At 28.4% G+C, this 26,368-nt stretch carries 25 protein-coding genes; 8 read left to right on the top strand and 17 right to left on the bottom strand.

Going from position 1 to position 26,368, the window contains the following annotated elements:
• The first annotated feature begins 53 nt into the window (after positions 1-53).
• Together pstA and pstB are read left to right on the top strand one after the other, a co-directional pair.
• The gene (gene pstA / locus HNR35_RS03170; protein ID WP_183224148.1) at positions 54-1,490 is read left to right on the top strand and encodes a phosphate ABC transporter permease PstA; all 1,437 of its coding nucleotides are present in this window, start codon (positions 54-56) and stop codon (positions 1,488-1,490) included.
• The gene (gene pstB, locus HNR35_RS03165) at positions 1,491-2,273 is read left to right on the top strand and encodes a phosphate ABC transporter ATP-binding protein PstB (protein WP_006433492.1); all 783 of its coding nucleotides are present in this window, start codon (positions 1,491-1,493) and stop codon (positions 2,271-2,273) included. It begins immediately after the preceding gene.
• 2 nt (positions 2,274-2,275) lie between these two features.
• Here pstB and HNR35_RS03160 read toward each other — a convergent pair whose 3' ends face one another.
• From HNR35_RS03160 to HNR35_RS05900, 6 genes are read right to left on the bottom strand one after another with little or no spacing between them, the layout of a single operon-like run.
• On the bottom strand, positions 2,276-3,097 hold the full coding sequence (locus tag HNR35_RS03160) for a ZIP family metal transporter (protein ID WP_183223880.1): 822 nt from the start codon (positions 3,095-3,097) through the stop codon (positions 2,276-2,278).
• 41 nt (positions 3,098-3,138) lie between these two features.
• Positions 3,139-4,923 (bottom strand): alanine--tRNA ligase, encoded by a 1,785-nt coding sequence (locus HNR35_RS03155; protein WP_183223878.1) that lies wholly within the window; start codon positions 4,921-4,923, stop codon positions 3,139-3,141.
• Positions 4,923-6,140, bottom strand: coding sequence for a flagellar motor switch protein FliG (locus HNR35_RS03150; protein ID WP_183223876.1), 1,218 nt, complete (start codon positions 6,138-6,140; stop codon positions 4,923-4,925). Before HNR35_RS03150 ends, HNR35_RS03155 begins: the two co-directional genes overlap by 1 nt.
• Positions 6,127-6,834: a 6-phosphogluconolactonase gene (locus HNR35_RS03145; RefSeq protein WP_183223874.1), complete on the bottom strand. Its 708-nt coding sequence runs from the start codon at positions 6,832-6,834 to the stop codon at positions 6,127-6,129. Before HNR35_RS03145 ends, HNR35_RS03150 begins: the two co-directional genes overlap by 14 nt.
• Before the next feature lie 20 nt (positions 6,835-6,854).
• Positions 6,855-7,037, bottom strand: coding sequence for a hypothetical protein (locus HNR35_RS03140; protein ID WP_183223872.1), 183 nt, complete (start codon positions 7,035-7,037; stop codon positions 6,855-6,857).
• Between the two features lie 34 nt (positions 7,038-7,071).
• Positions 7,072-7,203: a hypothetical protein gene (locus HNR35_RS05900; RefSeq protein WP_272872315.1), complete on the bottom strand. Its 132-nt coding sequence runs from the start codon at positions 7,201-7,203 to the stop codon at positions 7,072-7,074.
• A gap of 237 nt (positions 7,204-7,440) precedes the next feature.
• Here HNR35_RS05900 and dusA point away from each other — a divergent pair, with 237 nt between their 5' ends.
• The gene (dusA, locus tag HNR35_RS03130; protein ID WP_183223870.1) at positions 7,441-8,448 is read left to right on the top strand and encodes a tRNA dihydrouridine(20/20a) synthase DusA; all 1,008 of its coding nucleotides are present in this window, start codon (positions 7,441-7,443) and stop codon (positions 8,446-8,448) included.
• Here the strand turns inward: dusA and serS are convergent.
• Positions 8,438-9,715, bottom strand: coding sequence for a serine--tRNA ligase (serS, locus tag HNR35_RS03125; RefSeq protein WP_006433530.1), 1,278 nt, complete (start codon positions 9,713-9,715; stop codon positions 8,438-8,440). The genes dusA and serS overlap by 11 nt on opposite strands.
• 129 nt (positions 9,716-9,844) lie before the next feature.
• Between serS and HNR35_RS03120 the strand changes: the two genes are divergently transcribed.
• Both HNR35_RS03120 and HNR35_RS03115 read left to right on the top strand, forming a co-directional pair.
• Entirely contained in the window at positions 9,845-10,546 is a 702-nt protein-coding gene (locus HNR35_RS03120; protein ID WP_183223868.1) for a hypothetical protein, read from the top strand.
• Between the two features lie 15 nt (positions 10,547-10,561).
• A complete protein-coding gene (locus HNR35_RS03115; RefSeq protein ID WP_183223866.1) occupies positions 10,562-13,477 on the top strand; it encodes an insulinase family protein in 2,916 nt (971 codons plus the stop codon).
• Positions 13,478-13,511: 34 nt separating this feature from the next.
• Here the strand turns inward: HNR35_RS03115 and HNR35_RS03110 are convergent, their stop codons facing one another.
• From HNR35_RS03110 to HNR35_RS03075, 8 genes are all read right to left on the bottom strand, one after another.
• Positions 13,512-13,757, bottom strand: coding sequence for a type B 50S ribosomal protein L31 (locus HNR35_RS03110; protein ID WP_006433477.1), 246 nt, complete (start codon positions 13,755-13,757; stop codon positions 13,512-13,514).
• Positions 13,758-13,817: 60 nt separating this feature from the next.
• Positions 13,818-15,365 (bottom strand): transcription termination factor Rho, encoded by a 1,548-nt coding sequence (rho, locus tag HNR35_RS03105; RefSeq protein WP_006433621.1) that lies wholly within the window; start codon positions 15,363-15,365, stop codon positions 13,818-13,820.
• A gap of 79 nt (positions 15,366-15,444) precedes the next feature.
• Complete coding sequence (locus tag HNR35_RS03100) at positions 15,445-15,852, bottom strand: bactofilin family protein (protein WP_183223864.1); 408 nt, start codon at positions 15,850-15,852, stop codon at positions 15,445-15,447.
• Positions 15,853-16,179, bottom strand: coding sequence for an HU family DNA-binding protein (locus tag HNR35_RS03095; protein ID WP_006433421.1), 327 nt, complete (start codon positions 16,177-16,179; stop codon positions 15,853-15,855).
• Between the two features lie 12 nt (positions 16,180-16,191).
• Positions 16,192-16,449 (bottom strand): 30S ribosomal protein S20, encoded by a 258-nt coding sequence (rpsT, locus tag HNR35_RS03090; protein ID WP_006433627.1) that lies wholly within the window; start codon positions 16,447-16,449, stop codon positions 16,192-16,194.
• A 69-nt stretch (positions 16,450-16,518) separates the two neighbouring features.
• Positions 16,519-17,346 (bottom strand): hypothetical protein, encoded by an 828-nt coding sequence (locus tag HNR35_RS03085; protein ID WP_183223862.1) that lies wholly within the window; start codon positions 17,344-17,346, stop codon positions 16,519-16,521.
• Between the two features lie 9 nt (positions 17,347-17,355).
• The gene (gene ychF / locus HNR35_RS03080; protein WP_183223859.1) at positions 17,356-18,462 is read right to left on the bottom strand and encodes a redox-regulated ATPase YchF; all 1,107 of its coding nucleotides are present in this window, start codon (positions 18,460-18,462) and stop codon (positions 17,356-17,358) included.
• 30 nt (positions 18,463-18,492) lie between these two features.
• Positions 18,493-20,499: a hypothetical protein gene (locus HNR35_RS03075; RefSeq protein ID WP_183224146.1), complete on the bottom strand. Its 2,007-nt coding sequence runs from the start codon at positions 20,497-20,499 to the stop codon at positions 18,493-18,495.
• A 150-nt stretch (positions 20,500-20,649) separates the two neighbouring features.
• Here HNR35_RS03075 and lnt point away from each other — a divergent pair, with 150 nt between their 5' ends.
• A complete protein-coding gene (lnt, locus tag HNR35_RS03070; RefSeq protein WP_040353466.1) occupies positions 20,650-22,218 on the top strand; it encodes an apolipoprotein N-acyltransferase in 1,569 nt (522 codons plus the stop codon).
• Here the strand turns inward: lnt and HNR35_RS03065 are convergent.
• Together HNR35_RS03065 and HNR35_RS03060 are read right to left on the bottom strand one after the other, a co-directional pair.
• Entirely contained in the window at positions 22,155-22,928 is a 774-nt protein-coding gene (locus HNR35_RS03065; protein ID WP_183223857.1) for a hypothetical protein, read from the bottom strand. The two genes, lnt and HNR35_RS03065, sit on opposite strands and share 64 nt — an antisense overlap.
• A gap of 63 nt (positions 22,929-22,991) precedes the next feature.
• Positions 22,992-23,594 carry a deoxynucleoside kinase gene (locus HNR35_RS03060; protein ID WP_006433580.1) on the bottom strand — a complete coding sequence of 201 codons (603 nt, stop codon included), beginning with the start codon at positions 23,592-23,594 and terminating at the stop codon, positions 22,992-22,994.
• A gap of 418 nt (positions 23,595-24,012) precedes the next feature.
• On the opposite strand from HNR35_RS03060, the gene HNR35_RS03055 reads away from it, so the two are divergent.
• Together HNR35_RS03055 and glpK are read left to right on the top strand one after the other, a co-directional pair.
• Positions 24,013-24,777 carry an MIP/aquaporin family protein gene (locus tag HNR35_RS03055; protein ID WP_006433568.1) on the top strand — a complete coding sequence of 255 codons (765 nt, stop codon included), beginning with the start codon at positions 24,013-24,015 and terminating at the stop codon, positions 24,775-24,777.
• A 37-nt stretch (positions 24,778-24,814) separates the two neighbouring features.
• The gene (gene glpK, locus HNR35_RS03050) at positions 24,815-26,323 is read left to right on the top strand and encodes a glycerol kinase GlpK (protein ID WP_183223855.1); all 1,509 of its coding nucleotides are present in this window, start codon (positions 24,815-24,817) and stop codon (positions 26,321-26,323) included.
• Positions 26,324-26,368 lie beyond the last annotated feature (45 nt).

Raw genomic sequence — 26,368 nt, 5'->3', positions numbered from 1 at the left:
ATTTTATTGCATATTTTTTAACAGCATTGCTAATTTTTCTAATAGCTTACATATTGTACAACTCTTTGTTTTATTTCAAAAAAAAACAAACTTTATTTTTAAACAAAACTCAAAACTTTGTGCCATTTGAAACAGAAGACAACAAAGAAATACAAATTGTTTTTATTGTTAATAAAAATATCAATATAGATAAAATTTCAATAGAAGACATTTATAACATATATAATAATAAAATTTCACACTGGGGAAGCATTTCAGATCAAGGATTAGATATTATACCCATTGCCAATTCAATTAACAGTATATCTAACAAAGCTATTCTAAGAACATTAATCAAAGACAATGTATTTAATAAAAGATACATAAAAATCGAACCATCTACCCAAAAAACACTTCAAGCCATAAACAGCACAATGGGCTCTATAAGTTACTTAACAAAAGAAGAATTCGAATCCTTAGATTTTAAGTTATATCCTAATATTAAAGCTCTAAAAATAAAAACTATGTCCGTCTTAATAAGTAAAAAAACTTTAACAAAAAATGAAAATGAAATAATCAATACACTAGGTGTTGATGAGATTGAAAAACTTATTAAAGGTAAAAAAAAATGGGTTAATTTAATATCAAAGAATATTGAATTAAAAATAATAAAATATCTTGATCAAAAAGAAAAAATAATACAGGACATAGAAAAAACGGAAGGCTCATTAGCAATTGTACCTTGGCATTATTTTCAAAAAATTCAAGCACCCTTTATAAAAATGTACTACTTTGATAAAAGTAGTCCTTTAAATTTAAATTTCATATTATCTATTCCAAGAGATTCTGGTGCATATGGTGGGATTTCTTACTTAATCTTAAATACTTTTTATGTAATATTACTAACAACCGCTATTTCAATATGTATTGGAATAGGAACTGGCATAATGCTTGCTGAATACACTTCTAACAAAATATTTTACAAAATACTATCTATGAGTGTTGATATATTATCTTCAATTCCTGCAATAATTTTTGGACTTTTTGGACTGATATTTTTTGTGCCAATTTTTGGGATGGGAATACTTTCAGGAGCAATAACAAGCTCACTAATGATATTGCCAATGATTGTTAAAACAACCGAAGAAACATTTAAAACAATTCCAAAATCATACAAGTATGCTTCATTCGCCTTAGGAGCAAACAAAACAGAAACCATAATTTTAATTATGGTTCCAGCAGCTATTCCTGGAATACTAACAGGAATAGTTCTTGCAATAGGAAGAGCTTTAGGAGAAACAGCTGTATTGCTTTTTACAATGGGAACAAACTTGGGGCTTGCAACAAATTTAAATGAACCTTCAAGAACATTAACTGTTCACTTACTAATGTTATTTCAAGAAGGGCATCTAGACAAAGGATTTGGAACAGCTTCAATACTTGTAATAATGGTGCTCATAATAAATTTAACATCAAAATTTTTAATAAACAAATTATATAGGATTAAATAAGTGGTAAAAGAAAAAGATAAACCAAAAAATGAAACTATAATAGAAACAGAAAATCTAAATCTATTTTATACAGACTTTAAGGCTTTAAACGAAATAAATATTAAAATACTAAAAAATAGTATTACTGCTTTAATAGGCCCATCTGGCTGTGGCAAATCAACATTCTTGAGAACTCTCAACAGAATGAATGACCTTGTTGAAGGCATTAAAATAGAAGGCAATATAATATATGAGGGAAAAAACATTTATTCAAATAATTTCGACATCCTAGAACTTAGAAGAAAAATAGGAATGGTATTCCAAACTCCTAACCCATTTTTAATGTCTATCTACGACAATATAAGCTATGGCCCAAAAATTCATGGAATAAAAGATAAAAAAAGTTTAGATGAAATAGTAGAACAATCATTAAAAAAATCTGCACTCTGGGAAGAAGTTAAAGATAAACTTAATACAAATGCCTTAAGTCTCTCAGGAGGTCAACAACAAAGACTCTGCATCGCAAGAACTCTTGCAATAGAACCAAATGTAATATTAATGGATGAACCTACCTCTGCACTCGATCCAATATCAACAGGTAAAATTGAAGAACTAATAATAAACTTAAAAGAAAGTTACACAATAATTATTGTAACTCATAACATGCAACAAGCCGGAAGAATATCTGATAGAACCGCATTTTTCCTTAACGGATGCATTGAAGAAGAAAGTTCAACTGATGAGCTATTCTTTAATCCTAAAAATACTAAAACCGAAGAATATATCAGTGGAAAATTTGGATAATTTTAACCTAATGAAACATCAAGAAACATCATTAATGTAAAACCAATAACACCAAATATACTTGGCACTTTATTGTCAATATCTTTTCTCTTGGCTTCAGGTATTAATTGTTCAATTGACACATAAATCATAGCTCCTGCTGAGAAAGCTAAAGCAAAAGGTAAAATTCGGGTAAAAGAATAAACCGCATAAGCTCCCATAAGCCCCCCCACAATTTCCACTAATCCTGACATTTGTCCATAATTAAAGCATTTCATTAGAGCAACATTACCTCTTCTTAAAGGTAGAGAAATAGCCGCTCCTTCTGGGATATTTTGAATACCAATACCAAGCGTAAGAAGCATAGCTCCAACCAAGGTTTGAATATCTGGATTAGACGCCAAGGCCCCAAAAGCAACTCCAACAGCCAATCCTTCTGGAAAATTATGCAAAGTAACAGCAGTAAAGAGTAAAAAATCTTTTTTTCCATGCTTAGTTAAATCCTCATCAATAAAAGTAAGTTTATCAAGATCTGGAACAAATACATCTACAATATATATAAAAAATGCTCCGACAAGAAATCCAAAAACAGCTGGTATCCAAGTAATGTATCCAAGCTCTTCTGCTCTTTCTATAGCCGGCTGAATAAGTGAAAAAAAACTGGCCGCTATCATAATACCTGCTGAAAAACCAAGCATAGCGTCCATTATTTTATTATCTACTTTTCTAAAGAAAAAAACTGCTGCTGCTCCAAAAGCTGTAGTAAACCAAGTGAAAGTAGAACCTAAAAGTCCTAATAATACGGGATGCAAAGTCAATAAATAATCCAAAATTGATTTTATCATAAAGCCTCCTATTAAAATAAATCAACAAATAATAAAATTTTTTATCCATCAATCAAAATAGCTTTTATTCTTCTTATGCCCGAAGACGAAGATTGTTCTTTTTGTATTTTAAAAGTACCAAGTTCGTTGGTATTCTCTACATGAGGACCCCCACAAACTTCAAGTGAAAATCCATCTATTTCGTAAACACTCACCAAATTATCATATTTTTCTCCAAAAAGAGCCATAGCGCCTTTTTCTCTAGCCTCACTTAATTCCATTATAGATTTTTTTACAGATAAAGAGTTTTTTATCTGTAAATTAACAATCTCTTCAACTCTTTTTATCTCATCATCTGTCATCTTTTTAGAATGAACAAAATCAAACCTTAATCGCTCAGCAGTAATATTACTTCCTTTTTGCTTAACATGATCACCTAGTACTAATTGAAGTGCCTTATGAAGCAAATGAGTTGCCGTATGTAACTTGGTAGTCTCATAAGTATAATCAGCAAGCCCCCCTTTAAAGACTTTGTCTCCCCCTTTCTTTGAAGCCTTTTGATGCTTTTTAAAATACTCATCAAAACCTAACTTATCAATATTAAAGCCATATTCAAAAGCAAGCTCTTCTGTTAATTCATACGGGAAACCATAAGTATCGTAAAGTTTAAAAGCAATATCACCAGGAATAGTCTTAGAAGATAAATTTCGTGTTATTTTAATAAACTCTTGCTCCCCTTGAAATAAAGTTTTAAAAAATTTTTCTTCTTCTATGCTCAATTCCTTTTTGATAAAATCTTTTTTTTCTGTTAACTCATTATAAAACGATCTATAAATAGTCTCTACAGAATCAACAAGATCAGCTAAAAAATAGGATTTTATTCCAAGCTTTTTTGCATATCTAACCGATCGCCTTATTAGTCTTCTTAAAACATATCCTTGACCCACATTAGAAGGGAAAATACCAGAACTATCAGCAAGAATAAAGCAAGCCGCTTTAACATGGTCAGAAATTATTCTAATACATCTATCGTCGTCTTCTTTTTGCCCATAAGTTTTACCAGAAATAAATTCTATTCTCTTTATTATAGGTATAAATGCATCTGTATCATAAACTGAAGATTTACCCTGTAAAAAAGCAATTGTCCTTTCAAGCCCCATTCCCGTATCGACACATTTTCGATCCAATTCTATGTAGTTACCATTTTCATCTTTATTGTATTGCATGAAAACATTATTCCAAATTTCAAAATACTTACCACAAGAACACGTAATATTACAGTCAAAAGAACACCTAATCTTTCCAGTATCTACATATATTTCAGTATCTGGCCCACAAGGCCCTTTAGATCCAACAGGCCCCCAAAAATTATGGTCCTTAGAAAGATAATATATTCTATCTTTAGGAATACCCAAACTTTCCCAAACTTTAGCTGTCTCTGTATCACGAGGAATCTCTTGATCACCTTCAAAGACACTCACATAAAGACTGTCTTTTGGAATATTTAAATAATCAGAAGAGGTTAAAAATTCAAAACTACATTTTACAGAATATTCTTTAAAATAAGCTCCAAGAGACCAATTTCCAAGCATTTCAAAAAAAGTTAAATGGCTTAAATCCCCAACCTCATCAATGTCGCCCGTTCTCAAGCATTTTTGAACATTAACAAGCATATCTCCTGATGGATGCACTTCTCCAAGAAGATAAGGAATAAGGGGCTGCATACCGGCTGTATTAAAAAGGACTGTAGGATCATTTTCAGGAACCAATGATTTACCTATTATTTGAAAATGTTTTTTTGATTTAAAAAAATCAATATATTTTTTACGCAACTTGTCAAGTGTCATTAAATAAATTCCTCATTTTTTCTATATATTGTTAAATCACCTTTTAAAGTTAAATTTTTAATATAATTAATAAAAGATAGTGTCATAATTTTTAAATCTTTTTTGCTTATTTTCCCTAAAAAAGCTTCTTCATCTAAAATAATTTCTTTACGCCTTTTTGAAACATTTGAAAGCATTTTATCTCTAACCTCATCGGTTTTATCTTTAATAATAATTGCAATCTCTTTGTCTGTAAACTCTCTTAAAATATTATGAAGGTCGTTATCCATTATTCTCAATATTACATTGATATCAAATATTTTTTCTCGAATTTCACTGTCCACAGCAGGATTTAAATCCTGCATATTAATCTTATTAAGCAGATTTTTCTCCTCATTAGAATCCATATAGCTTAAAATATCAACAAGTATTTTAGATCCATCAAGTTTATCTGTCTTAAGCCTCCCTTGCATCTTAAATCTATCCTTAAGTTTATTTGAAATTGCCTCTATTGTCTCCATACTTAATTGCCTTGGTTTAGCAAGATCTTTTACAAATTCTCTTCTATTCTCTTCTCCTAGCATTGAAAAAACATATTTTTTTTGATCTTTATTTAAATAATTATATAATATAACAAGTGTTTTAATATTTTCATCTTTAACTAATGCCCAAAGTTGTTCATGTTCAATTTCAGATAAATAATCAAAAGGAATAAAAATATCATTGCCAGTAACTTTTTTATAAATTGATTTTGCTTTAGATTTCCCCAACGTTTTATTCAATAATTCATAAGCAAAGTTATCACCAACTTTAACATACTTTTTTTCATTTCTTAGCAATTCTTCAAATTCTTTAATAATGCGATCTTTTTCTTCTGGAGAAATATAATTAATCTTTGAAATTTCTTTAGTAATTAAAATTATATCCGAATCATCAAGCTCGGACATAATCTTTGCGGATTTTTCAAGCCCAATAGCCAAAAAATATTTTGCAATCTTTGTAACCTTACTCTCTTTGCGAATAAACCCTGGCTTTAAATCATTAATATTATTAGACTTAGACTCAATAGGTGCTTTATTTTTATTACCCTTAATAAGACTTATCCAGGATTTAAGCATAGAGCCTTGAATCTCTGAATCAGAAAAATTTTTATTTAAACTTAAAGTATCAATTTCTTCAACGGTTTTTTTGCTTAAATTTTTAACATTTTTATACTTAGAAAGCCTAGGATCCTTCATAACTTTTATCTCTTTTAATATTTGTAAGAACTAATAAATTGGGATGCTCTTTGAGAAGTCTAGCTGGACATTCATTGATAGAACTATTAAAGCCTAAAAATTTTTCTAAAGCACACTTTTTATCAAGGCCCATAAATAACAAAACAACGGCCTTTGCATTAAATAAAGATTTTGGAGTCAAGCTTATTCTTTTAGTAGGAAATTTGGGAGAATTGTACTCATACTGATAACCTTCTACATCTGAGAACAACAGTTTTCTTGAAGGGAAAAGCGATGCAATATGACCATCCTCACCAACAGAAACTAAAATAAAATCAAAAATATTAAACCTAGAATTAAATTCAATATTATAGTCATGAATAGATGTAGTTTCGTCTGTCTCGTTATAAACAAAAGCATGAAATTTGGAAATGCTTATTAAATTTTTATCAACCATTTTGGAAAAAAAATTTTTACTTAAAAGATTATAATTACTATTCTCATTATTTAATGGAACACACCGTTCATCAACTAAAAAAAAATGTGATCTTTTAAAAGAAAAATTTTGTTTTAGAAAAACACTTAAAAAAGTAATTATGCTTCTACCACCACAAATTCCAATACTTGCATATTTATCCTGATCTATATTCATATTAAAAAAATCAAAAAATCTATTTTTTAAATTATTCTCTTCATCAGAATATAAAAACTCCATTTAATTTCCTTTAATACATATTAATCTAAATAATAAGAAACGTCGCAACAATCCTTAAAAAATAAGTTAAAGTATTTTTGATTTGCATTTTTGACTTTACTTAATTTGGAATCAGAATATTTTACAAATTCCAAAGCTCTCAATTGTACACTTCCGATCAAATATGTTAGCATTTCGGTCATTACATTGATTTTATTAAACATACATACCGTACCTATAATGAGAGTTTTTATAACTTTACTCACTAAAATTTATAAACCCTACTTTTATATAGTCTTTACCAAATTTACATTTAATAAAAAAACTTTCAATCTTATCTAAGATTAAATTATTTACTTTAATGCAGCCATCAAACATATCGCCATTCAAATTACATTCTAAATTTTAACTCTAAGATGTTAAGGGGATTACTTTTCCGCTTATACCCTTTGCAATATAATTGCTATTCTTAGTGCCAACATTTTTTATTCCATAAGAAATTATAATTGACAATGTTAGGAAAATTAATAAAAAAATAAACCTTTTTTTCCAACCATATAATAATTCCCTATAAAAACAAGAATAAATAATTGTTAAATTAACTCGTTTATTCTAACATATTATGTAATGTTAATAAATCGGAAAATATCAATAGCTCCAATGGTAAACATTACAGACGAGCATTTTAGATATTTAATAAGACTTTTATCGAAAAAAGTTACATTATATACCCCAATGATTTCTGCAAAATCAATAATTATGGGTGATGTAAAAAAAATTGTAAAGCAAACACCCATAGAATCCCCAATTGCAATCCAAATAGCAACAAACTGTAAAAATGATGCTCTTAAAGCCATTCAAATTCTTGAAAAACACTTTAATTTTGATGAATACAACCTTAATGTTGGATGTCCATCTCTAAAAATCCAAAATGCAAATTATGGAGCTTGTCTAATGAGCAAAGCCGATCAAGTAGGTAAAATTTTAAAAACAATGAAAGAAAATACAAATAAGCCTATTTCGATTAAACATAGATTGGGTATAAGACTTTTACCTAGTGATTACAAAAATGAAAGTTACTCTGAGGTAAAAAGCTTTGTCAAAATAATCTCGGATTTTGGTATTAAAAATTTTATTGTACACGCAAGGGTTGCAATATTAAAAGGATTTTCTCCGAAAAATAATAGAAATATTCCAAAATTAAAACATGAATTTGTATATAAGCTCAAAAACGAGAATAAAAATTTGTTTATTGAAATAAATGGAGGAATTAACAACTTAGAACAAATTAAAAAACACTTATCTGCTGTGGATTCTGTCATGATTGGAAGAAGTGCTTTTGAAAATCCATACTTTATTGCAAACGCGTCAAGAGAATTTCTAAACGAAACTGATAAAATTCTTACAAGAAAAGACATATTAATGAAAATGGTAGAATATATTAAAGAATACGAAAATTATTTGTCAATAAATGTATTATTCAAGCATCTTATGGGAATAACATTTTCCAAAGAAGGCGCTAAAAAATTTAGACAAAATTTAACAGCACCATTTCCAAAAAACTTAAGAAAACATGAAATATTACTAAAAGCTATAGAAACACTGCCAGAAACAATACTAAATTCTAATTCTTAAAAGGAATGTAATCAAAACCTGTATACTTAACCAAACTTTTAGGAATTCTAACTCCTCCCTTTTCATCCTGAAAGTTTTCTAGTATAGAAATAATAACTCTCGTTGTAGCTATTGCTGTTCCATTTACCATATGTGCAAATTTATTTTGCCCATCTTGATCTTTATATCTAATCTTAAGCCTTCTTGATTGATAATCTGTACAATTTGACGTTGAGGTAATCTCTCCATAAGCACCTTTACCATCTCTTCCAGGCATCCAAGCTTCAATATCATATTTTTTATAAGCTGGAGAACCAAGATCAAAAGAACAGATATTTAAAACCCTATAAGGAATCTCAAGCTCAGTAAAAATTTGCTCTTGAATACTTAAAAATTCGTCATGAATAACCGAAGATTCTTCTGCTTTACAAAAACAAAACATCTCCACCTTGCTAAACTGATGAACTCTATAAAGCCCTTTTGAAAGCTGACCATATGCTCCAGCTTCTTTTCGAAAACAATGTGAAAATCCTGCCATTTTTATTGGAGAAGTGAGATCTATTATTTTATTATAATAGTAGCCACCAAGCGTAATTTCAGAAGTACCTACAAGATATTTATCTGTATCTTCAATCTTATAAATATTGCTTTCATCCCCGCGAGGATTAAAACCAATCCCATCAACTATAAACTCTCTTGCAACATCAGGAGTAATAAAAACATTAAAACCTTTTTCTCTTAATTTATTCAAAGAGAAATTAATTAGAGCAATTTCTAAAAAAACTGCTTCATTTTTAAGATAATAAAATTTACTTCCACTAACCTCACGTGCTCTGTCAAAATCTAGAAGATCTAAATCTCTACCAAGCTCCAAATGATCTTTTGGCTTAAAATCGAACTTTGAAACAACTCCCACTTTTTTTATCTCAAAATTATCTTCCTCACTATTGCCAATAGGAACATCAGGCGACAAAATATTGGGTACGCGCTTATTTTCAAGGTCAAAATCAATAGATATTCTTTCAAGCTCTTTTTCTAGATCAATAAGTTGTTTTTTTAAAATCTTTCCACCTTCTATTAAAGAGTTTTTCAAAACCTTATCAAGATTTTCCCGCATTTTATAAGAATTTTCATTTCTTTTTGCATTAAGCTCACTAATTTTGGTAATTATTTTTTTTCTCTTATCATCAAGATAAATTAATTTATCAATATCTAAAACAAGGCCTCTTGCTTTAATACTACTCTTAACAAGATCGAGATTATCTCTAATAAATTTAAGATCAAGCATCTTATCTCCTAAGATATGTCTTAAGTAAAATTTTTAAACAAAATTACAAATAATATTAATTCATATCAAGGTTATTATATAATATCTTATAGCAAGATTAGAATAAATATTGCAGGGAGAAGTCATAGTATGCTAAGTCCAAGAACAATAAAATCAACTTTTATGTTAATATCTACATTAATGATTTTTAACGGATGCACAAAAAAATTAACTAAGATCAATTTTAAAGATATTGACTCAAACAGTAGCAAAATGAATTCTTTAATACTAACTTCAATGAGCTCAAAAGAAGAATCAAAATTTTATGAATACAATATTAGAATACCTAAATTAATAATTGAAGGAAAAGAAAAAGGAAATCTTGAAGAATTTAATACTGAGCTTAATGAATATGTAAGCCAAATTGTAGAAAGACTTGATCTTGTTAGTAAAGAGCTCAAACCTGAGGATAAAAAATTCAGCTTAAAAATAGACTATGAAATTCACTATGGGCACAATACTTATACAATAATACTTATTTCAACTCAAGAAATCAATGATAGTCCTATTACAAATTACAGAAGCTATTACATCCAGGATAAAGGGAATTATATTCATAATATTGACGACATAATTAAAACAAATGAAGCATTCCCATTTTTTACAAAAAAAATTAAAGAAAAAATTTTACCTAACGAATTATTATTTGATTTACAACAAGCAATAATTTACTTTGAAAACAAAAAAATTATTATTAAATTCCCTGAATACACATTTAAACTAGACGATACAGAGGAGTTCCAAAACATATTTGAATTTAATGAAAACGAAATAGCACAATTTGTAAAATAAGGATTAAAGCCATAAATGAAAAAGAAAAAAAATTTCAAACTAATTTCAAAAACTTATTTAGAAGAACATGATGCAGAAGGATTTTATTTTAAACACGGTAGCGGCCTTGAAGTATTTCACTTAAAAAGTGATTCTTTTAAAGAAAATGCATTTTGCATAGCTTTCAAAACAATCCCTTCAAACAATACTGGAGTTGCACATGTTTTAGAACATACAATTTTTTGTGGTTCTAATAAGTATAAAATAAAAGATCCATTTCTTTACCTATTAAAGGGAAGTCTAAACACATTTTTAAATGCAATGACATTTCCAGACAAAACTATCTACCCAGCATCATCTACAATTGAAAAAGACTATTTTAATTTATTTAATATCTATGCCGATTCTATATTTAACCCATTGCTTAAAAAAGAAGCATTTATGCAAGAAGGATACAATATAAATCCAAAAGATTTTAAAGTATCCGGAATTGTCTTTAATGAAATGAAGGGCAGCTACTCAAATAAAAATTCTCTAATCAACGAAATAGCAAGTAGTTCTCTTTTTGAAGAAGGAGCATATAAATACGATTCAGGTGGAATCCCAACAAATATTATTGATCTCACCTACGAAAGTTTTTTAGATTTTTATAAAAAATATTATACACTTGAAAACTGCAAAATATTTTTATGCGGCAATACTCAGACTGAAAAAAATCTAAATTTCATTGAAAAATATATAATAAGACCTTATAAAAAAGAAAAAAGCAATGTTAATATTAATATAGAAAAAGTTAAAAGATGGGGAAAAGGGAAAAAATTAACATACAAAATTCCTAAAGAAAACGACAATACCCTTGGGGTATACACAATAAATTGGCTTTGCACAGATATTAACAATATTGAAGACAGCATTGGTCTTGAAATTCTCTCAGAAATACTCTTAGATGACTCTTGTCCATTCATAATCAATATCTTAAAAAGCGGCATTGGTGAAGACATAGCTCATATTAGCGGAATTAATACAGATTTAAAAGAATCCATTTTTTCATTTGGACTTCAAAATGTTGTTGAAAAAAAAGAAAAAGAATTTAAAAATTTAATTTTCAATGAGCTTAAAAATTTAGTAAAAAACAAAATTCCAAAAGAACTAATAAAAGGAATTCTTTTTGGCTACGAATTCGCCCTAAAAGAAGAAAAAGGACAAAATCTCCCCATAGCTTTAATGATAAAAAGTTTCAAAGGATGGCTAAATGGCCTACATCCAATCAAAACATTACAAACAAGCTACTATATAAATGAAATTACAAATAAATTAGAACAAGGAATTTACTACTTTGAAAATTTAATCGAAAAATATCTAATATTTAACAATCATTATACATTAATAAGCTTTATTCCATCATATGATACAGAAAAAGAAATGGAAGAAGAAATTGAAAAAAAATTAATGACAAAGGAAATTGAAATTAAACAAAATCCAGAAGAATTTTTACAATTTAAAAAAGACTATAATCAGTTTAAAAAATACCAAAATAAAAAAGACTCTAAAGTAGACATAGCAAAACTTCCTTTACTAAAAATAGAAGATTTGCCAAAACAAATAGAAAAAAGTTTATATCTTAATGAAATAAAAGAACTAAATCTACATTCTTTTAAATTTAAGAATAACAATATTTTTAATGTAAACTTATTTTTTAAACTAAATTTTTTAGAAAAAGAAGATTATATATACCTATCTTTATTTAAAAGAGCTCTCCAAGATTTATCTACAAAAAACTATTCTTACATAGATATTAACAATAAAATCCAAAACACTTTGGGACAAATAAATATATCTGAAAGTTACGATGAGGATATTAATGGAAACATTTTAAATTTATTTAATATTAGCTTTAAATCTTTCAACCATAAAGTTGAAGAATCATTTGAACTGATCAAAGAAATTTTAATTAATATTAACTTCCATGATTATGATAGGTTAAAAGAAATAACACTAAGCTTAAAAAATGATTTTAAATCCTTATTAATCCCCAAAGGACACCTTTTAGCAACATTAAGATCTAAATCAAAACTAAAATTAAATGAATATCTAAAAGAATTACAAAATGGAATAACAGGTAGAGAATTTTGGCAAAAAGTAAAAACCGATACAGAGTCTTTAAAAGAAATCGCAAATAAATTGGATAATTTAAAAAATAAAATAATTTTAAAAAACAATCTATCTGTATTAATAATGGGAAACACTGATGATATTCTTAAAAAATTAGAAAATGAATTGTTTAATCTAAAAGAAAACCTAAAGGAGCACAATTATTACAATGGATTACTCAATATTGAGGCAAACAACAAAACATTAAAAGAAATAATAATTATCCAATCAAAAGTAGCTTTCAATGCCATATGTTTCCCTAGTTATAAAATCAACGATGAGAATTATCCAAAAGCAAATTTTTTAGAGCATATATTAAGAAGTGGAATTTTTTGGGAAAAAATAAGAGTAATAGGTGGTGCATATGGAGCAAGTGCATCAATTGCTAACGGAATTTTCTCTTTTGTATCCTACAGAGACCCTAATTTCATCAAAACTTACCAAGCTTTCGAAAACTCTTTAGAAGAATTGGCTAATAATACAATGACAAATGAAGAAATTCATACCTATTTGATAGGCTTAATAGGAACCAACATTTATGTAAAAACTAAAGCTACAGAAGTTTTGCAAAGCTATAGAAGAAAAATATTAAATATTAGCGACAATTTAAGACAAGCCATTCGAAATGCCTATTTTACAATTACACCTCAAGAGATTAAAGAAATATCCGAAAAGATTCTAACACAAATAAGACACTGCAATAGCATTGCATCTTTAGTAAATAACCAAATATATGAAGAAGAAAAAAACAATCTAGAAAAACTAATAGGAAAAGAATATAACTTAAAAAAAATCTATTAACATTTTCTCAAAATTTTATACAAAAACTGATTTTTTAGGACTTTTTATACCTTTTATTAAATTTATCAATTCTTCCTGCTGCATCAACAAACTTTTGTTGGCCAGTATAAAAGGGATGTGATTTGCTTGTAATCTCCACAGTAATCAATGGATATTCCTTTCCATCAATATATTTAATGGTTTCTTTTGAATTCAAAGTAGACCTGGTTAAAAACATTGCTCCATTAGATCCGTCTTTAAATACCACTAAATTATTTTTAGGATGTATACCTTTTCTCATAAAACTCTCCTCTTAACCTTCACTAAAGTTTAATTGACATTAAAAATAATGTCAATTTATTCAATTACCATTACTCATTGTCTTTAAAAAGATTTCATTATTTTTGCTTTTTTTCATCTTTTCTATAAGAACTTCAACCCCCTCATAATCATCAACGCCTCCGAGTATTCTTCTAATAAGTAAAATCTTAGAACGCTCCTCTTCACTAAGCAATAGCTCTTCTTTTCTAGTCCCTGATTTTTTAATATTAATAGCAGGAAAAAGTCTTCTGTCTGCCAAACTTCTATCAAGAATTAATTCCATATTACCGGTACTTTTAAATTCTTCGAAAATAACTTCATCCATTTTGCTTCCGGTGTCAACCAAAGCAGTAGCTATAATAGTTAAACTTCCACCTTCCTCAATATTTCTAGCAGATCCAAAAAACCTCTTTGGTTTATGAAGAGCATTAGAATCTACCCCACCCGATAAAATTTTACCGGAAGTTGGCATGGTTTGATTATATGCCCTTGCAAGCCTTGTAATAGAATCAAGCAAAATAACAACATCTTTTTTGTTTTCAACAAGCCTTTTTGCCTTTTCAATAACCATTTCTGCTACCTGAACATGCCTACTAGCCTGCTCATCAAAATTAGATGCAATCACTTCACCTTTAACACTGCGAATCATATCTGTAACTTCTTCTGGCCTCTCATCAATAAGCAATATCATTAAAATAACATCCGAATAATTAGTAGTTATTGCATTAGCTATTTTTTGAAGTAAGGTGGTCTTCCCCGCTTTTGGAGGAGAAACTATTAAAGCCCTTTGTCCCTTACCTATAGGTGAAAAAAGATTAATAAGTCTTGTAGAAATATTGCAATTTTCATATTCAAGATTCAATTTAATATTAGGATAAAGTGGGGTTAAATTATCAAAAGGTATTCTGTTTTGAGCAAACGTAGGATCTTGATTATTAATAGATTTAATTTTAACCATAGCAAAAAATCTCTCACCATCTCTAGGTGATCTAATTTGGCCATATAAAATATCACCGGTTCTTAAATTAAAAAGTCTAATCTGAGAAGGAGAAACATAAACATCATTACCTCCTGAAAGATAAGAATTTGATGCGGTTCTCAAAAACCCATAACCATCGCTAAGTACGTCAAGCACACCTGTAAATAACACATCAATATTATTCTCACTTAATATTTTTACTAATAAAAATATTAATTCGGTTTTTTTCATTGTTACAGCAATAGTATGATTAGTTCCAAGACCTTCAACAATTTTTCTAACCTCTGTAATTGGCTTGTCATAAAGTTTTTCAATCTCTACATAATCTTTACCATTAAAAAACTTTATGATATTGCTTTGTTCCAAAGTTTTAATACTACTTTCTAAACCTGAAGAAGGAATATCATACTCAAATTCAGAAAATACTACACCGTTTGAATCCTTTGCATTACTTAAATCTGCAGATTTTGTCGCGTTAGATGAAAAATCCTTTTTAGCAACAACTTTAACCACTTTTTTTTTAAAATTATCTTCAATCTTAAACTCTTTAGAAATATCCAACCGCCTTATTTCATTTTCTAAATCAAATCCACCATTTTTTTTATCCATACTTTCCTCTACGAATCAAATTTTTGAGAAAGGATTTTATAAAAATCTACTTATTATTAATTAATAAAAAACACCAACTCTATTGCAAAGTATCTTTTATTTGTGAAACGGTAAAAGAAAACAAATCTACAATTTCATTAGACTTTATCATTTCACACTTACCATCAAAAATTATATTATCATTAATAAATATCTTTCTTGTTTTTACATCCCCATATATTTTACAACCGCTGTTTAAATAAACTTTACTAGCAGCATTTACATTGCCCTTCAAAATTCCTTCTACTATTAATGTATCACAAATTACTACATTGGTAATAACTTTGCTATTTTTACCAATAAAAAGCACACCTCCTTTTGAGGATATTTCACCCTCAAAAGAAGAATCGAGATACAAAGTTCCTTCAAATTTTAATTTTCCTCTAAAAGTTAAACTAGAATCCAGCTTACAATCCCATTTATAAGAATCTACCATATTAACCGGCATTTAACCTTTAATACCCCACACTCTCTCTTTCAAATCTTTACCTGGACGAAAATACGCAACATGATGATCTAAAACCTTAACATATTCTCCCGTTTGAGGATTGCGAGCATTTAAGCGACCTTTTCTTTTCCTAACTTCGAACGTACCAAAAGATCTAAATTCAATAACATTATTCAAACAAAGATTACTTTTAAGCTCTTGAAAAAAAGCATCTATTACAAGTCTTATGTATTTTTTTTCTAGTTTTAGATTATTATTTCTAATATTCAAAGATATTTGATCAACAATATCTGACTTAGTAATCTTTGGTCTTCTTGAAAAAGACATAAACTAATTTCCTTACTTTAATAGCAAAACATTTAAACGAGATTTTTTCCTAGCAGCTTTATTTTTATGAATTATTCGCTTTCTAGCAGCAGTATCTAGTTTTTTTGCAACAAACTTAAAAAATTCAATAGCTTCGTCTTTCTTGCCCGCTTTAATCATACTGATACAGCGTTTTTCTATTGTTTTTAATTCACTTTTTACACTTACATTTCTAATCTTTCTTTTTAAATTTTGACGAGAGCGCTTCAATGCAGATGCATTTTTTCTCAAATGATACTCCTTAATTTATTAAACAATAGCTTTAATATATCAACTAATTTAAATATAGTCAATCAAAGCTTAAATTAATTTAGTATAATAATTTTGATTAATATATTCAAAAACATTTTGCATGGAATAAGAAATTTTTTTATTTAAAATATACACTTTTTTAGTTGGATGATTTCCTTTATAAAAAAAGCATAAATAATTTTTATTGTTAAATTCAAATTCCCTAGTAATAAAAATTTTTTCAAAAAATTTATAAAAATAAATTTCACCTTTAAAAATTTTCCTTTCATAAATCGAATCTTTTCTAAACTCATAAAACAACACCATATTACTAATAACTAAAAAATCACCTAACAAAACTTTAATGTCAATAAAAAAAATAAATAAAAAAATAAATATATTGCTTAATGAAATATAATAAACAAACAAACTAATAATAATGCGAGCTAAAAACATACAAAGATAGGCATAAGACAAATAATATCTTATTGGAAAATTTTCCAATTTTGTGATAAACAAATCTTTTCTCTTAAATTTAAGCTCTTTGAATAATTCACTCGAACCATTGCCTATCCAAAAACAAACCTTAATCTTTTTTTTATTTTTTAATTTCAAAATCAAAACATTATCCGACAATCTTTTTTCAAGCGAAATAATGTCATTAAAATCAAAATTATAACTTAAAAAAATGCCCTTATAATAAATCTTAGAACCCTTAAAAGAAATAGAACAAAAATATCTTAAATAAAAAAGAATTAAACAAAAATTTATCAAAAAAAGCACTATAACAAAGTAAAAAAACCTTGTACCATATAAAAACAAATAAAACAAACAAATAGCAATATTAAAAACAAATAAACTAACTAATTTTATATTATTGAAAAATAAATTGACCATAAAATAAATCTAAACATTAAATTTAAAAAAGATTACATCTCCATCTCTTACCAGATATTCTTTGCCTTCAATTCTAACAAGTCCTTTTTCTTTTAATCTTTGAACGCTTTGAAATTTAAATAAATCCTCACAAGAATAAACTTCTGCTTTAATAAAACCTTTCTCAAAATCACTATGTATTATTCCAGCAGCTTTGGGGGCTTTGATTCCCTGTTTAAATGTCCAAGCTCTAACTTCTTGCAAACCTGCTGTAAAATAGGTTCTAAGTCCCAAGGTATAATAAGCTTTTTTAATCAAACTACTAAGGCCATTATCATTTATTCCAAATAATTTCAACATTTCATTTTTATAAGGTATATCCTTTATTGCAGCAAGCTCGGCTTCAATTTTAGCACATAAAATTAAAAAATCATTCCCTTCTTTTACGGCAATATTTTTTACAATATCTGTATATTTATTACCACTAAGTGAATTTTCATCAACATTACAAACATACAAAACTTTTTTAAAAGTCAAAAGATTTAATGATTTAATAAAGTTGTATTCAAAATCATCAAATTTAAACTCAACAACAGGATTCATATTGCTTAAATGATCTTTAAGTCTTTTTAACATTAAAACAATTGCTTTAGAATATTCACTAATTTTTTTATCGGTGCTTTTAACATTTTTTTCTTGTTTTTGAAGGCTTTTTTGAACAGTTTCAAGATCTGCCAGACAAAGTTCAATATTAATTGTAGTTATATCTTCCTCAGGATTAATATCATCATTAATATGAATAACCTCTTTTTCTTCAAAACATCTTACAACATGAACAATAAGAGAAACTTCACGAATATTAGCTAAAAATCTATTACCAAGCCCTTCACCTGTTGATGCTCCTTTAACAAGGCCTGCAATATCAACAAATTCCATAACAGCAGGAATAATTTTTTGTGGAACAATACACTCTGCGATTTTTAAAAGTCTTTCATCAGGAATCTCTACTATTCCTACATTCGGCTCAATAGTACAAAAAGGATAATTAGCAATTTCAACCTTAGATGATGTCAACGATGAAAATAAAGTAGATTTGCCCACATTAGGAAGCCCTACAATCCCCGCATTAAGTCTCATGACTTCCCCCTCATAAAATTAAAAAGCAATCTAATTAATAAAATATGCAAACTCCCCTCTTCCTGTCTGTTGATTTATATTTGCCTCAACAGATAAATTAAAATATTTATTAGGCTCTTGAGGGCCTGGATAATAATATTCTAACAAATAAGTACCCGTTTTTTGTTCTAAAATTAAATCATAAACTTTAGACACCCCTTCATAAGATGAAAAAGGGATTATAGCACCGCCCGTTTCGTTAACTAAATACTGAAGCTTACTATCAACAGGACTATTACCAAATAATATTAAGTAAAATCTTATATCATTATTTTTATAATAGCTTACTATCGTATCTAAAGAGTACTTTTCAAAAGCTTTACGATTTAAAACACCACCACTAAAATAAACTACTGCTCTTCTTGAGCTTTTTGACATAAGCCCAGAACCTGCTAACTTCAAACTAACATCTGTTTTTACAGTATCTGTACTATAAGGACCAAGGGAACTTGTATTTTTAATGCTATTTGTCAAGCTTTCAATATTATCTATAATGGGCACATTTGTTGCATTTATAAAACTAAAGTTTTTATTTTTTGACGACTCCATTAAAGCATTTAGCCCTATAATTTGATCCAGATCATAGGTTTTCATATAAGAAGATTTATCAAAAACAACTGCTATATTAATATCTTTTGAAGCATTTACATTGTACGCTACTTTAGGATTGACAATGTAATAATTTTCATTTGCAATTGAAAAATTTTCACTCTTAAGCCCAACAACAGGCAACCCACTTTTACTGCTAACATTAAGCTCAACGTAAATTTTAGGCCCTCCAAGCCTAACTATTCTTCTAACATCAACATTTAAACTGTCATAAAGGCTTGAATCACTCTTATAAACTGAAACCTTGGCATTATTAAAATCTGAGACAATCATCTGATTATTGGCATCCAAAATAGATGAAGAGATTTTAGAATTCAATTTATCTGCTTTTAAAATTTTTGTAATTGTCTTTTTAGCAACATTGTAATTATAAACACCATCCTTTGAAGATACTATAATATTGTTGCCAACAGAATCGCTACTAAGACTCTCTATTCCTTCAATAGAAGTAAAAACTGAATATAAATGGTTGCCGCTAGTGTCAAAAACTTCAATAGTATTTCTTAGAGAATCTGCAACATAAATGTTTTCATTCAAGTAAGTAACACCTGTAGGACCTAAAAGGCCTTTGTAACCTGAAGTTCTATAACCAAAATGAAGAATAAAATCACCCTCAAGTCCAAATTTACTAACCCTTTTATTTCCCCACTCGCTCACATAAATATAGTTTCTCTTATCAATAGCCATATACTGAGGAGCAAGCAATTCGCCATCTTTTGTGCCTTTTTTTCCAATAGATCTCCTTTTAACGCCAAGAACCTTATCATAAACGCCAATTTCATCGCTTGAATAAAGGCTCACATAAAGCAAATTATTAGCTTCAATAACATCATAAGGTGATTTTAAATAACTAAATCCATCTTTAACTAAAGCATTAACATTATTATTAACATCAAAATATAATATTTCATTACCCACGAAATTTGCAGCATAATATCCGCCATACTTATCAGCCCTCAAGGATGTAATCTGATACCCATGTGGCCTTTTATAAATAGAGTTATCAAGAGAAGCAACTTTTACAAGTTTTTTAAAATTAAGTTCGTAATTTGAAAAAATACCTCTTCTTTGCTCAATAGTAGAAATCAAATGTCTAAGATAGGGGACTTTATAACCTTGATCTTTTAAATTTCTCCACTCCATTAAAGCTTCTTCAACATAACCCAACCTATAATAAACATTACCAATCCAAAAATGATAATCAAGGTTATTAGGATCAAAGCTTAAAATTTTTTTAAAAGATAAAAGAGCATCGTCATAAATTCCATTATTATAGGAATTAAGAGCCCATTTAAACTCTTCTTGAGCGTCTTTATTGGTAACTATTCCTTGAGCATGTAAATTAAAAAAATTTAAAAATAACAAACCAACAAAACCAAAAATCAACATAATTCCCTTTACTTCTTTCAAGACCCATTATAAGCATAAATTTTCAATAATAATACAAAAAAATCCATGCTATCATATAAAATTATTAATGATAATGTTAAATATATTACATCATTATATTACTAATAATGATAGTAAAAAAGAGGAAAAATGAAAACCAGATGTTTTTACCTAGCCGCATTTTCAGGAATTCTTACAACACTTGCAATTCCAAACGAAATTAAAGAAACCGGATATTCAATCCTGGGATTTGTTGCTTATGTACCGCTTTTTATAGCTTTAAACAAACTCGAAAATAAAAAAACATTAATAGGATTAACGGTATTTTACTTTATAATAGCCAACAGCTTGCAAAATTTTTGGCTTGGATTTTTTCATGCATTTGGGTGGATTACCTTCATAGGAGTAGTAATAGGATACATTCCATATTCATTAGCTTTGGGTTATTTTCTATATTACTCTTTAAAAAACTTTAAAAATAAAGCAATAGCAATAGCAATGCTTTTTACATTTTATGATTACTCAAGATCAATTGGATTTTTAGCGTATCCCTGGGGGCTTGCCGCTTTCACAGTAAATAACTTCAATAATTTAATTCAAGTAGCAGACATTTTTGGTGTATTTTTTGTATCATTTGTAGTCTACTTTTTAAACTCAGGAATAGCAGACTTTTTAATCCATAAAAACAAAACAAATTTGCTAAACACAATATTTCCAATACTATTAACAATAGTATCTTTTACTTACGGAATGCTTAAAAAAACAGAATTAAAAAGTTTATTAGCAAAAGAAATAGATAGTCTAAACATTGCAGCTATTCAGCTTAACACTGATCCGTGGTTACCTGGAAATGACAAAAAAGGAATAAGAGATTCTATTGAAATTACAGAACAAGCCTTAAAAGAAAACCCAAAAATAGAATTTGTAATCTGGAGTGAAGGAGTACTAACCTACCCTTTTAACAAAGAAGAGCAATACTTTAAAAACTATGACTTACATAATGAGCTGAAAAATTTTATAAAAGAACGAAAAATTCCATTTGCCATTGGGGCTCCTTCAAATGTAGACAAAACCATAGGAATTCAACAAAATTCTATTTACATGATAGAGCCAAATCTCAACATTGCAAACATATACTCTAAAATATTCTTAGTCCCTTTTGCAGAAAAAATTCCATTTTACGAATATAAATTTGTAAGAAACTTTTTTTTAAAAAATTTCAGGCTCTTGGGACAAATTGAAGGAAATAAAATTGAAATATTGAAATTGAAAAAATTTAAATTTGCTCCCTTAATATGTTATGACGATGCATTCCCAGAACTTTCAAGGTTTTATAAAATCCAAGGTGCTAATACATTGCTCAATTTCTCAAACGACTCTTGGTCAAAAACAAATTCAGCAGAATGGCAACACTTTGTTGTAGCTAAATTTAGAAGCATTGAAAATGGAATCAAAACCATTAGAGCTACAAACTCAGGAATCACTGCCATCATCAACGAATACGGAGAAGGCATTAAAAGATTAGAAACTTTTACAAAAGGCTACTTATTATCAACCGTAAAACTGTCCCCAACATTTACAACCATTTATGAAAAAATTGGAGACTTGTTTATACATATACTAATGACAATGTTCTTAATTACAATATTAAGATTTCACTTTATAGAAGACAAAAACCAATTATCATTATCATCATCTTTGGTAAAAATTAAAGTCTGATGCTCTTTCCAAAATGGGAAATTTTTAGTAACATCATTTTTCTTGGCGTTAACATTAACAGAAAAAGAAGTATCGTTGGATTTTAAAATTTTCAAAGACTTTAAATCGTAGTAATCATCAACTGATAAATATTCTAACTCTTCTGCATCAATCTTAGATGAAGCTCTTGATAAAGCTGATATAAAATCGTCTTTTAATTCAAATTGACCCATAACATTAACTTTATCTGCAATAACAGAAGCAAATAAATCAAAGTTCCTAGAAATTAAGGCTCTTGCGAACTTTCCAAATTGAAATTTAATAATTTTATCTTCATTTTTGCTTCTCTCTCTCTGGGCAATATATTCTATTTTAGGAGCATTTGTAAAATCATTGATTTCTATTTTTTCATGCACTATTCCAGGTATCTCCTCAAGCTTAACATCCTCAAGCATAACAACCTTGGAATTGTCATCCTTAATCTTAGCATCAAGCTCTTTAATTGCAAGCTTAATATTAACTCCCTTTTTCAAATCTGGATAAATCTTTAAAGCTTTTGCTTGAAAAAGCTTTCCCTTTTTAACTTTACCAACATTTATATACCTTTGACCAACCTCATAATAAAAAATAGCAAGCTCTTTTTGCTTATCAACATAAGAAGAACTACCCTGGGCAAACAAATTCAAAAAAACAAAAGAACATAAAAAATACAGAAGAAATAATCTCCTCATAAGAACCTCCATTAACACTCAACCTTTAAATACAATAAAAGAATGTCAATCTACTATAAGTAATTATAATACAAGTTTATCTCTAATTAAAGAAATCACTTTGTTCTTATCTTCTTCGTTAAAAATATTTATATCATCGTAAGAAAATTTTATCTTTGAAGACAAGTTATATTCATTATACCACTTCAAATATTTTCTATTAAGACCTTCAAGATAATCTCTAGGAATATTCATCTCAAAGCTCCTATTTCTATTTTTAATTCTGCGCTCAACCTCATCAATACTGCAATCAAGATACACAAGCAAACTTGGTCGTTGAGAATGTTCAAGCATATTATCAAGAAGATCAATATATATTTTATACTCCTCATCAGAAATATGCCCATCGCAATTTAAAAGAGACGCAAATACACAATCACCATAAATAGATCGATCAAGTATACCCCCTTTTGTTCTAAACACCCCTTTTATTAACTTAAACCTCTCATTGAGAAAATTAATTTGAACTGGAAATGCCCATCTGGATTTATCCTTATAAAATTTATCTAATACAGCCAAAGTAAAATCATTATTCAGTTCACTATAAAAAGGAACTTCCAACTCCTTTGACAAAATATTTCCAAGAGTAGTTTTTCCTACCCCAATTAAACCTTCTATTACAATCACCAAGTCTACCTCCAAAACCAACTAAATAATTCACATATAAAATAAAAAAAGAATTTCTAAAACATAAAATTGAATCATAAAATTGAATTAATAAAAAAATCCAATGTAAAAATTTTAATATAAAATAAAAAATCCTTAAACAAATTTTAGGAAAGAAATCAATAATTTAAAAATTAAAATTTTTAAATTATTGACATTAATCTTAATTAGAAATAATATATTAAATATAAATATTATAAAGTTATAATTAAAAATATTAATTATCCTTAAAAGAAAGAGGATAAAATATAAATAATCTAATTATTTTGCAAAAAGAACAATAAAATTTAATTAAAAATTTAATATATAAATTCAAAAATTGAAAAATTCAAACTTTTTAATAAAAAATAAAATTGCTATAAAAATAAGGAGACACACTATGAATTATACAAAATTCCAAGAATTTATATCGGAATTTTTGGGAACATTTATTCTATTAGCTCTAGGAACTGGATCTGTTGCAATGACAGTACTATTTCCATCAAGTCCTGAAATAACAGGAGAAATAATAAAAGGGGGATATACAAATATAGTATTTGGATGGGGGCTAGGTGTAACGTTTGGTATTTATACAGCAGCAAGAATTAGTGGCGCACACCTAAACCCGGCTGTTAGTATAGGCTTAGCAAGTGTTGGAAAATTTCCCGTTTCAAAACTTTTACATTACATTGTAGCTCAAATATTAGGAGCATTTACAGGCGCATTAATGACACTTGTCGTATTTTATCCTAAATGGATAGAAATAGATCCAGGACTAGAAAATACTCAAGGCATAATGGCAACTTTTCCTGCTATTCCTGGATTTTTACCTGGATTTATTGATCAAGTTTTTGGAACTTTTTTGCTAATGTTTTTAATTTCTGTTGTTGGAGATTTTGTAAAAAAACACGATGATAATCCATTTATTCCATTTATTATAGGAGCAGTGGTTTTGGCAATAGGAATAAGTTTTGGGGGAATGAATGGTTATGCTATTAATCCTGCAAGGGATCTGGGGCCAAGAATTTTACTCTTATTTGCTGGGTTTAAAAATCATGGCTTTAATAACCTAAATATATTTATTGTACCAATAATTGGTCCAATTATTGGGGCAATTTTGGGCGCTACAATTTACGAATTTACATTAAAAAATAACAAAGGTTAAAAGATATTTATCTTTGTTAAAGTAAAAAGGAGAAATTATGAAATACATTTTATCTATTGATCAAGGTACTACAAGCTCAAGAGCAATAGTATTTGACAAAAATGCAAACATAAAAGGGGTTGCTCAAAAAGAATTTACTCAAATCTATCCGCAACCAAGCTGGGTGGAACATGATCCTACCGAAATATGGGGATCTCAACTTGGGGTTATAACAGAAGCTCTTGCAAATTCAAGAATTTTACCAAGCGAAGTTGATGCTATTGGAATAACTAATCAAAGAGAAACTACGGTTATATGGGAAAAAAATACAGGAAAACCTATTTACAATGCAATAGTATGGCAAGACAGAAGAACTGCCAAAATTTGTGACCAATTAAAACAAGAGGGAAAAGATAAAATTATTTTGGAAAAAACAGGCTTGGTATTAGATTCTTATTTTAGCGGAACAAAAATACTTTGGATCTTGGACAATGTAGAGGGCGCCAGACAAAAAGCTGAAAATGGTGAATTATGCTTTGGAACAATAGATACATGGCTATTATGGAATCTAACCCAAAAAAAAGTACATGCGACTGATTACTCTAATGCTTCAAGAACATTATTATTAAATATTAAAACATTAGAATGGGATGATGAACTTTTAAGCATATTAAATATTCCAAAAGCAATTTTGCCAGAACTTAAAGAAAGTTCCACAATATATGGTAAAACAGATAAATCGCTATTTGGAGCAGAAATTCCTATTGCAGGAATTGCTGGAGATCAATTTGCAGCAACATTTGGACAAGCTTGCCTTAAAAAAGGTATGGCTAAAAACACATATGGAACTGGTTGCTTTTTAACAGTAAATATAGGTAAAGAACCAATTATTAATCATGAAAAGCTTTTAACTTCAATTGCATGGGGAAGAAAAAAATCTGTAACTTATGTTCTTGAAGGAAGTGTTTTTATTGGTGGAGCTGTAATCCAATGGCTAAGAGACGGTCTTGAATTTTTCAGAAAAAGCTCAGATGCAGAATCATTGGCAAGCTCTGCTTCAGACAATGGGGGAGTTTATTTTGTGCCAGCATTTGTTGGGCTTGGTGCACCTCATTGGGATTCTTATGCAAGAGGAACAATTATTGGAATAACAAGGGGATCAACAAAAGCTCACATCACAAGAGCTGCTCTTGAGAGCATAGCATTTCAAAGTTTTGATATACTAAATACCATGAAAAAATCCATTCCCAATTTTGAAATTCAAGAATTAAGAGTAGACGGAGGAGCAAGCCAAAATAATCTATTAATGCAATTTCAAGCTGATCTTTTAGAATGCAAAGTTGTAAGACCAAAAATAACAGAAACAACCGCTCTTGGGGCTGCTTATCTTGCAGGGCTTGCATCAGGTTATTGGCAAAGCGCCGAAGAAATCGTAAGTCTTTGGCAAGTAGATAAGATATTTGAGCCTTCAATGTCAAAAAATCAAAAAGAAAATCTTCTTGAGAATTGGAACAAAGCAATTGAAAGATCAAAATCCTGGATACAGAATTCTCATAATCATGCATAACTTATTTAATTTTTCAAAACCAGAACAAATGAATTTAAGAAATAA

It is taken from the genome of Borreliella spielmanii (genome assembly GCF_014201705.1).
GTDB classification, from domain to species: domain Bacteria; phylum Spirochaetota; class Spirochaetia; order Borreliales; family Borreliaceae; genus Borreliella; species Borreliella spielmanii.
Note: the sequence above shows the minus strand (reverse complement) of the source record. Positions and strands in the feature narration are given on the sequence as shown.

Coding starts and splice junctions, on each gene's coding strand:
- HNR35_RS03160 (WP_183223880.1), bottom strand. CDS start 3,097: ATGATAAAATCAATTTTGGATTATTTATTGACTTTGCATCCCGTATTA.
- HNR35_RS03155 (WP_183223878.1), bottom strand. CDS start 4,923: ATGACACTTGACAAGTTGCGTAAAAAATATATTGATTTTTTTAAATCA.
- HNR35_RS03150 (WP_183223876.1), bottom strand. CDS start 6,140: ATGAAGGATCCTAGGCTTTCTAAGTATAAAAATGTTAAAAATTTAAGC.
- HNR35_RS03145 (WP_183223874.1), bottom strand. CDS start 6,834: ATGGAGTTTTTATATTCTGATGAAGAGAATAATTTAAAAAATAGATTT.
- HNR35_RS03140 (WP_183223872.1), bottom strand. CDS start 7,037: ATGTTTAATAAAATCAATGTAATGACCGAAATGCTAACATATTTGATC.
- dusA (WP_183223870.1), top strand. CDS start 7,441: ATGTTAATAAATCGGAAAATATCAATAGCTCCAATGGTAAACATTACA.
- serS (WP_006433530.1), bottom strand. CDS start 9,715: ATGCTTGATCTTAAATTTATTAGAGATAATCTCGATCTTGTTAAGAGT.
- HNR35_RS03120 (WP_183223868.1), top strand. CDS start 9,845: ATGCTAAGTCCAAGAACAATAAAATCAACTTTTATGTTAATATCTACA.
- HNR35_RS03115 (WP_183223866.1), top strand. CDS start 10,562: ATGAAAAAGAAAAAAAATTTCAAACTAATTTCAAAAACTTATTTAGAA.
- HNR35_RS03110 (WP_006433477.1), bottom strand. CDS start 13,757: ATGAGAAAAGGTATACATCCTAAAAATAATTTAGTGGTATTTAAAGAC.
- rho (WP_006433621.1), bottom strand. CDS start 15,365: ATGGATAAAAAAAATGGTGGATTTGATTTAGAAAATGAAATAAGGCGG.
- HNR35_RS03100 (WP_183223864.1), bottom strand. CDS start 15,852: ATGCCGGTTAATATGGTAGATTCTTATAAATGGGATTGTAAGCTGGAT.
- HNR35_RS03095 (WP_006433421.1), bottom strand. CDS start 16,179: ATGTCTTTTTCAAGAAGACCAAAGATTACTAAGTCAGATATTGTTGAT.
- HNR35_RS03085 (WP_183223862.1), bottom strand. CDS start 17,346: ATGGTCAATTTATTTTTCAATAATATAAAATTAGTTAGTTTATTTGTT.
- ychF (WP_183223859.1), bottom strand. CDS start 18,462: ATGAGACTTAATGCGGGGATTGTAGGGCTTCCTAATGTGGGCAAATCT.
- HNR35_RS03075 (WP_183224146.1), bottom strand. CDS start 20,499: ATGTTGATTTTTGGTTTTGTTGGTTTGTTATTTTTAAATTTTTTTAAT.
- lnt (WP_040353466.1), top strand. CDS start 20,650: ATGAAAACCAGATGTTTTTACCTAGCCGCATTTTCAGGAATTCTTACA.
- HNR35_RS03065 (WP_183223857.1), bottom strand. CDS start 22,928: ATGAGGAGATTATTTCTTCTGTATTTTTTATGTTCTTTTGTTTTTTTG.
- HNR35_RS03055 (WP_006433568.1), top strand. CDS start 24,013: ATGAATTATACAAAATTCCAAGAATTTATATCGGAATTTTTGGGAACA.
- glpK (WP_183223855.1), top strand. CDS start 24,815: ATGAAATACATTTTATCTATTGATCAAGGTACTACAAGCTCAAGAGCA.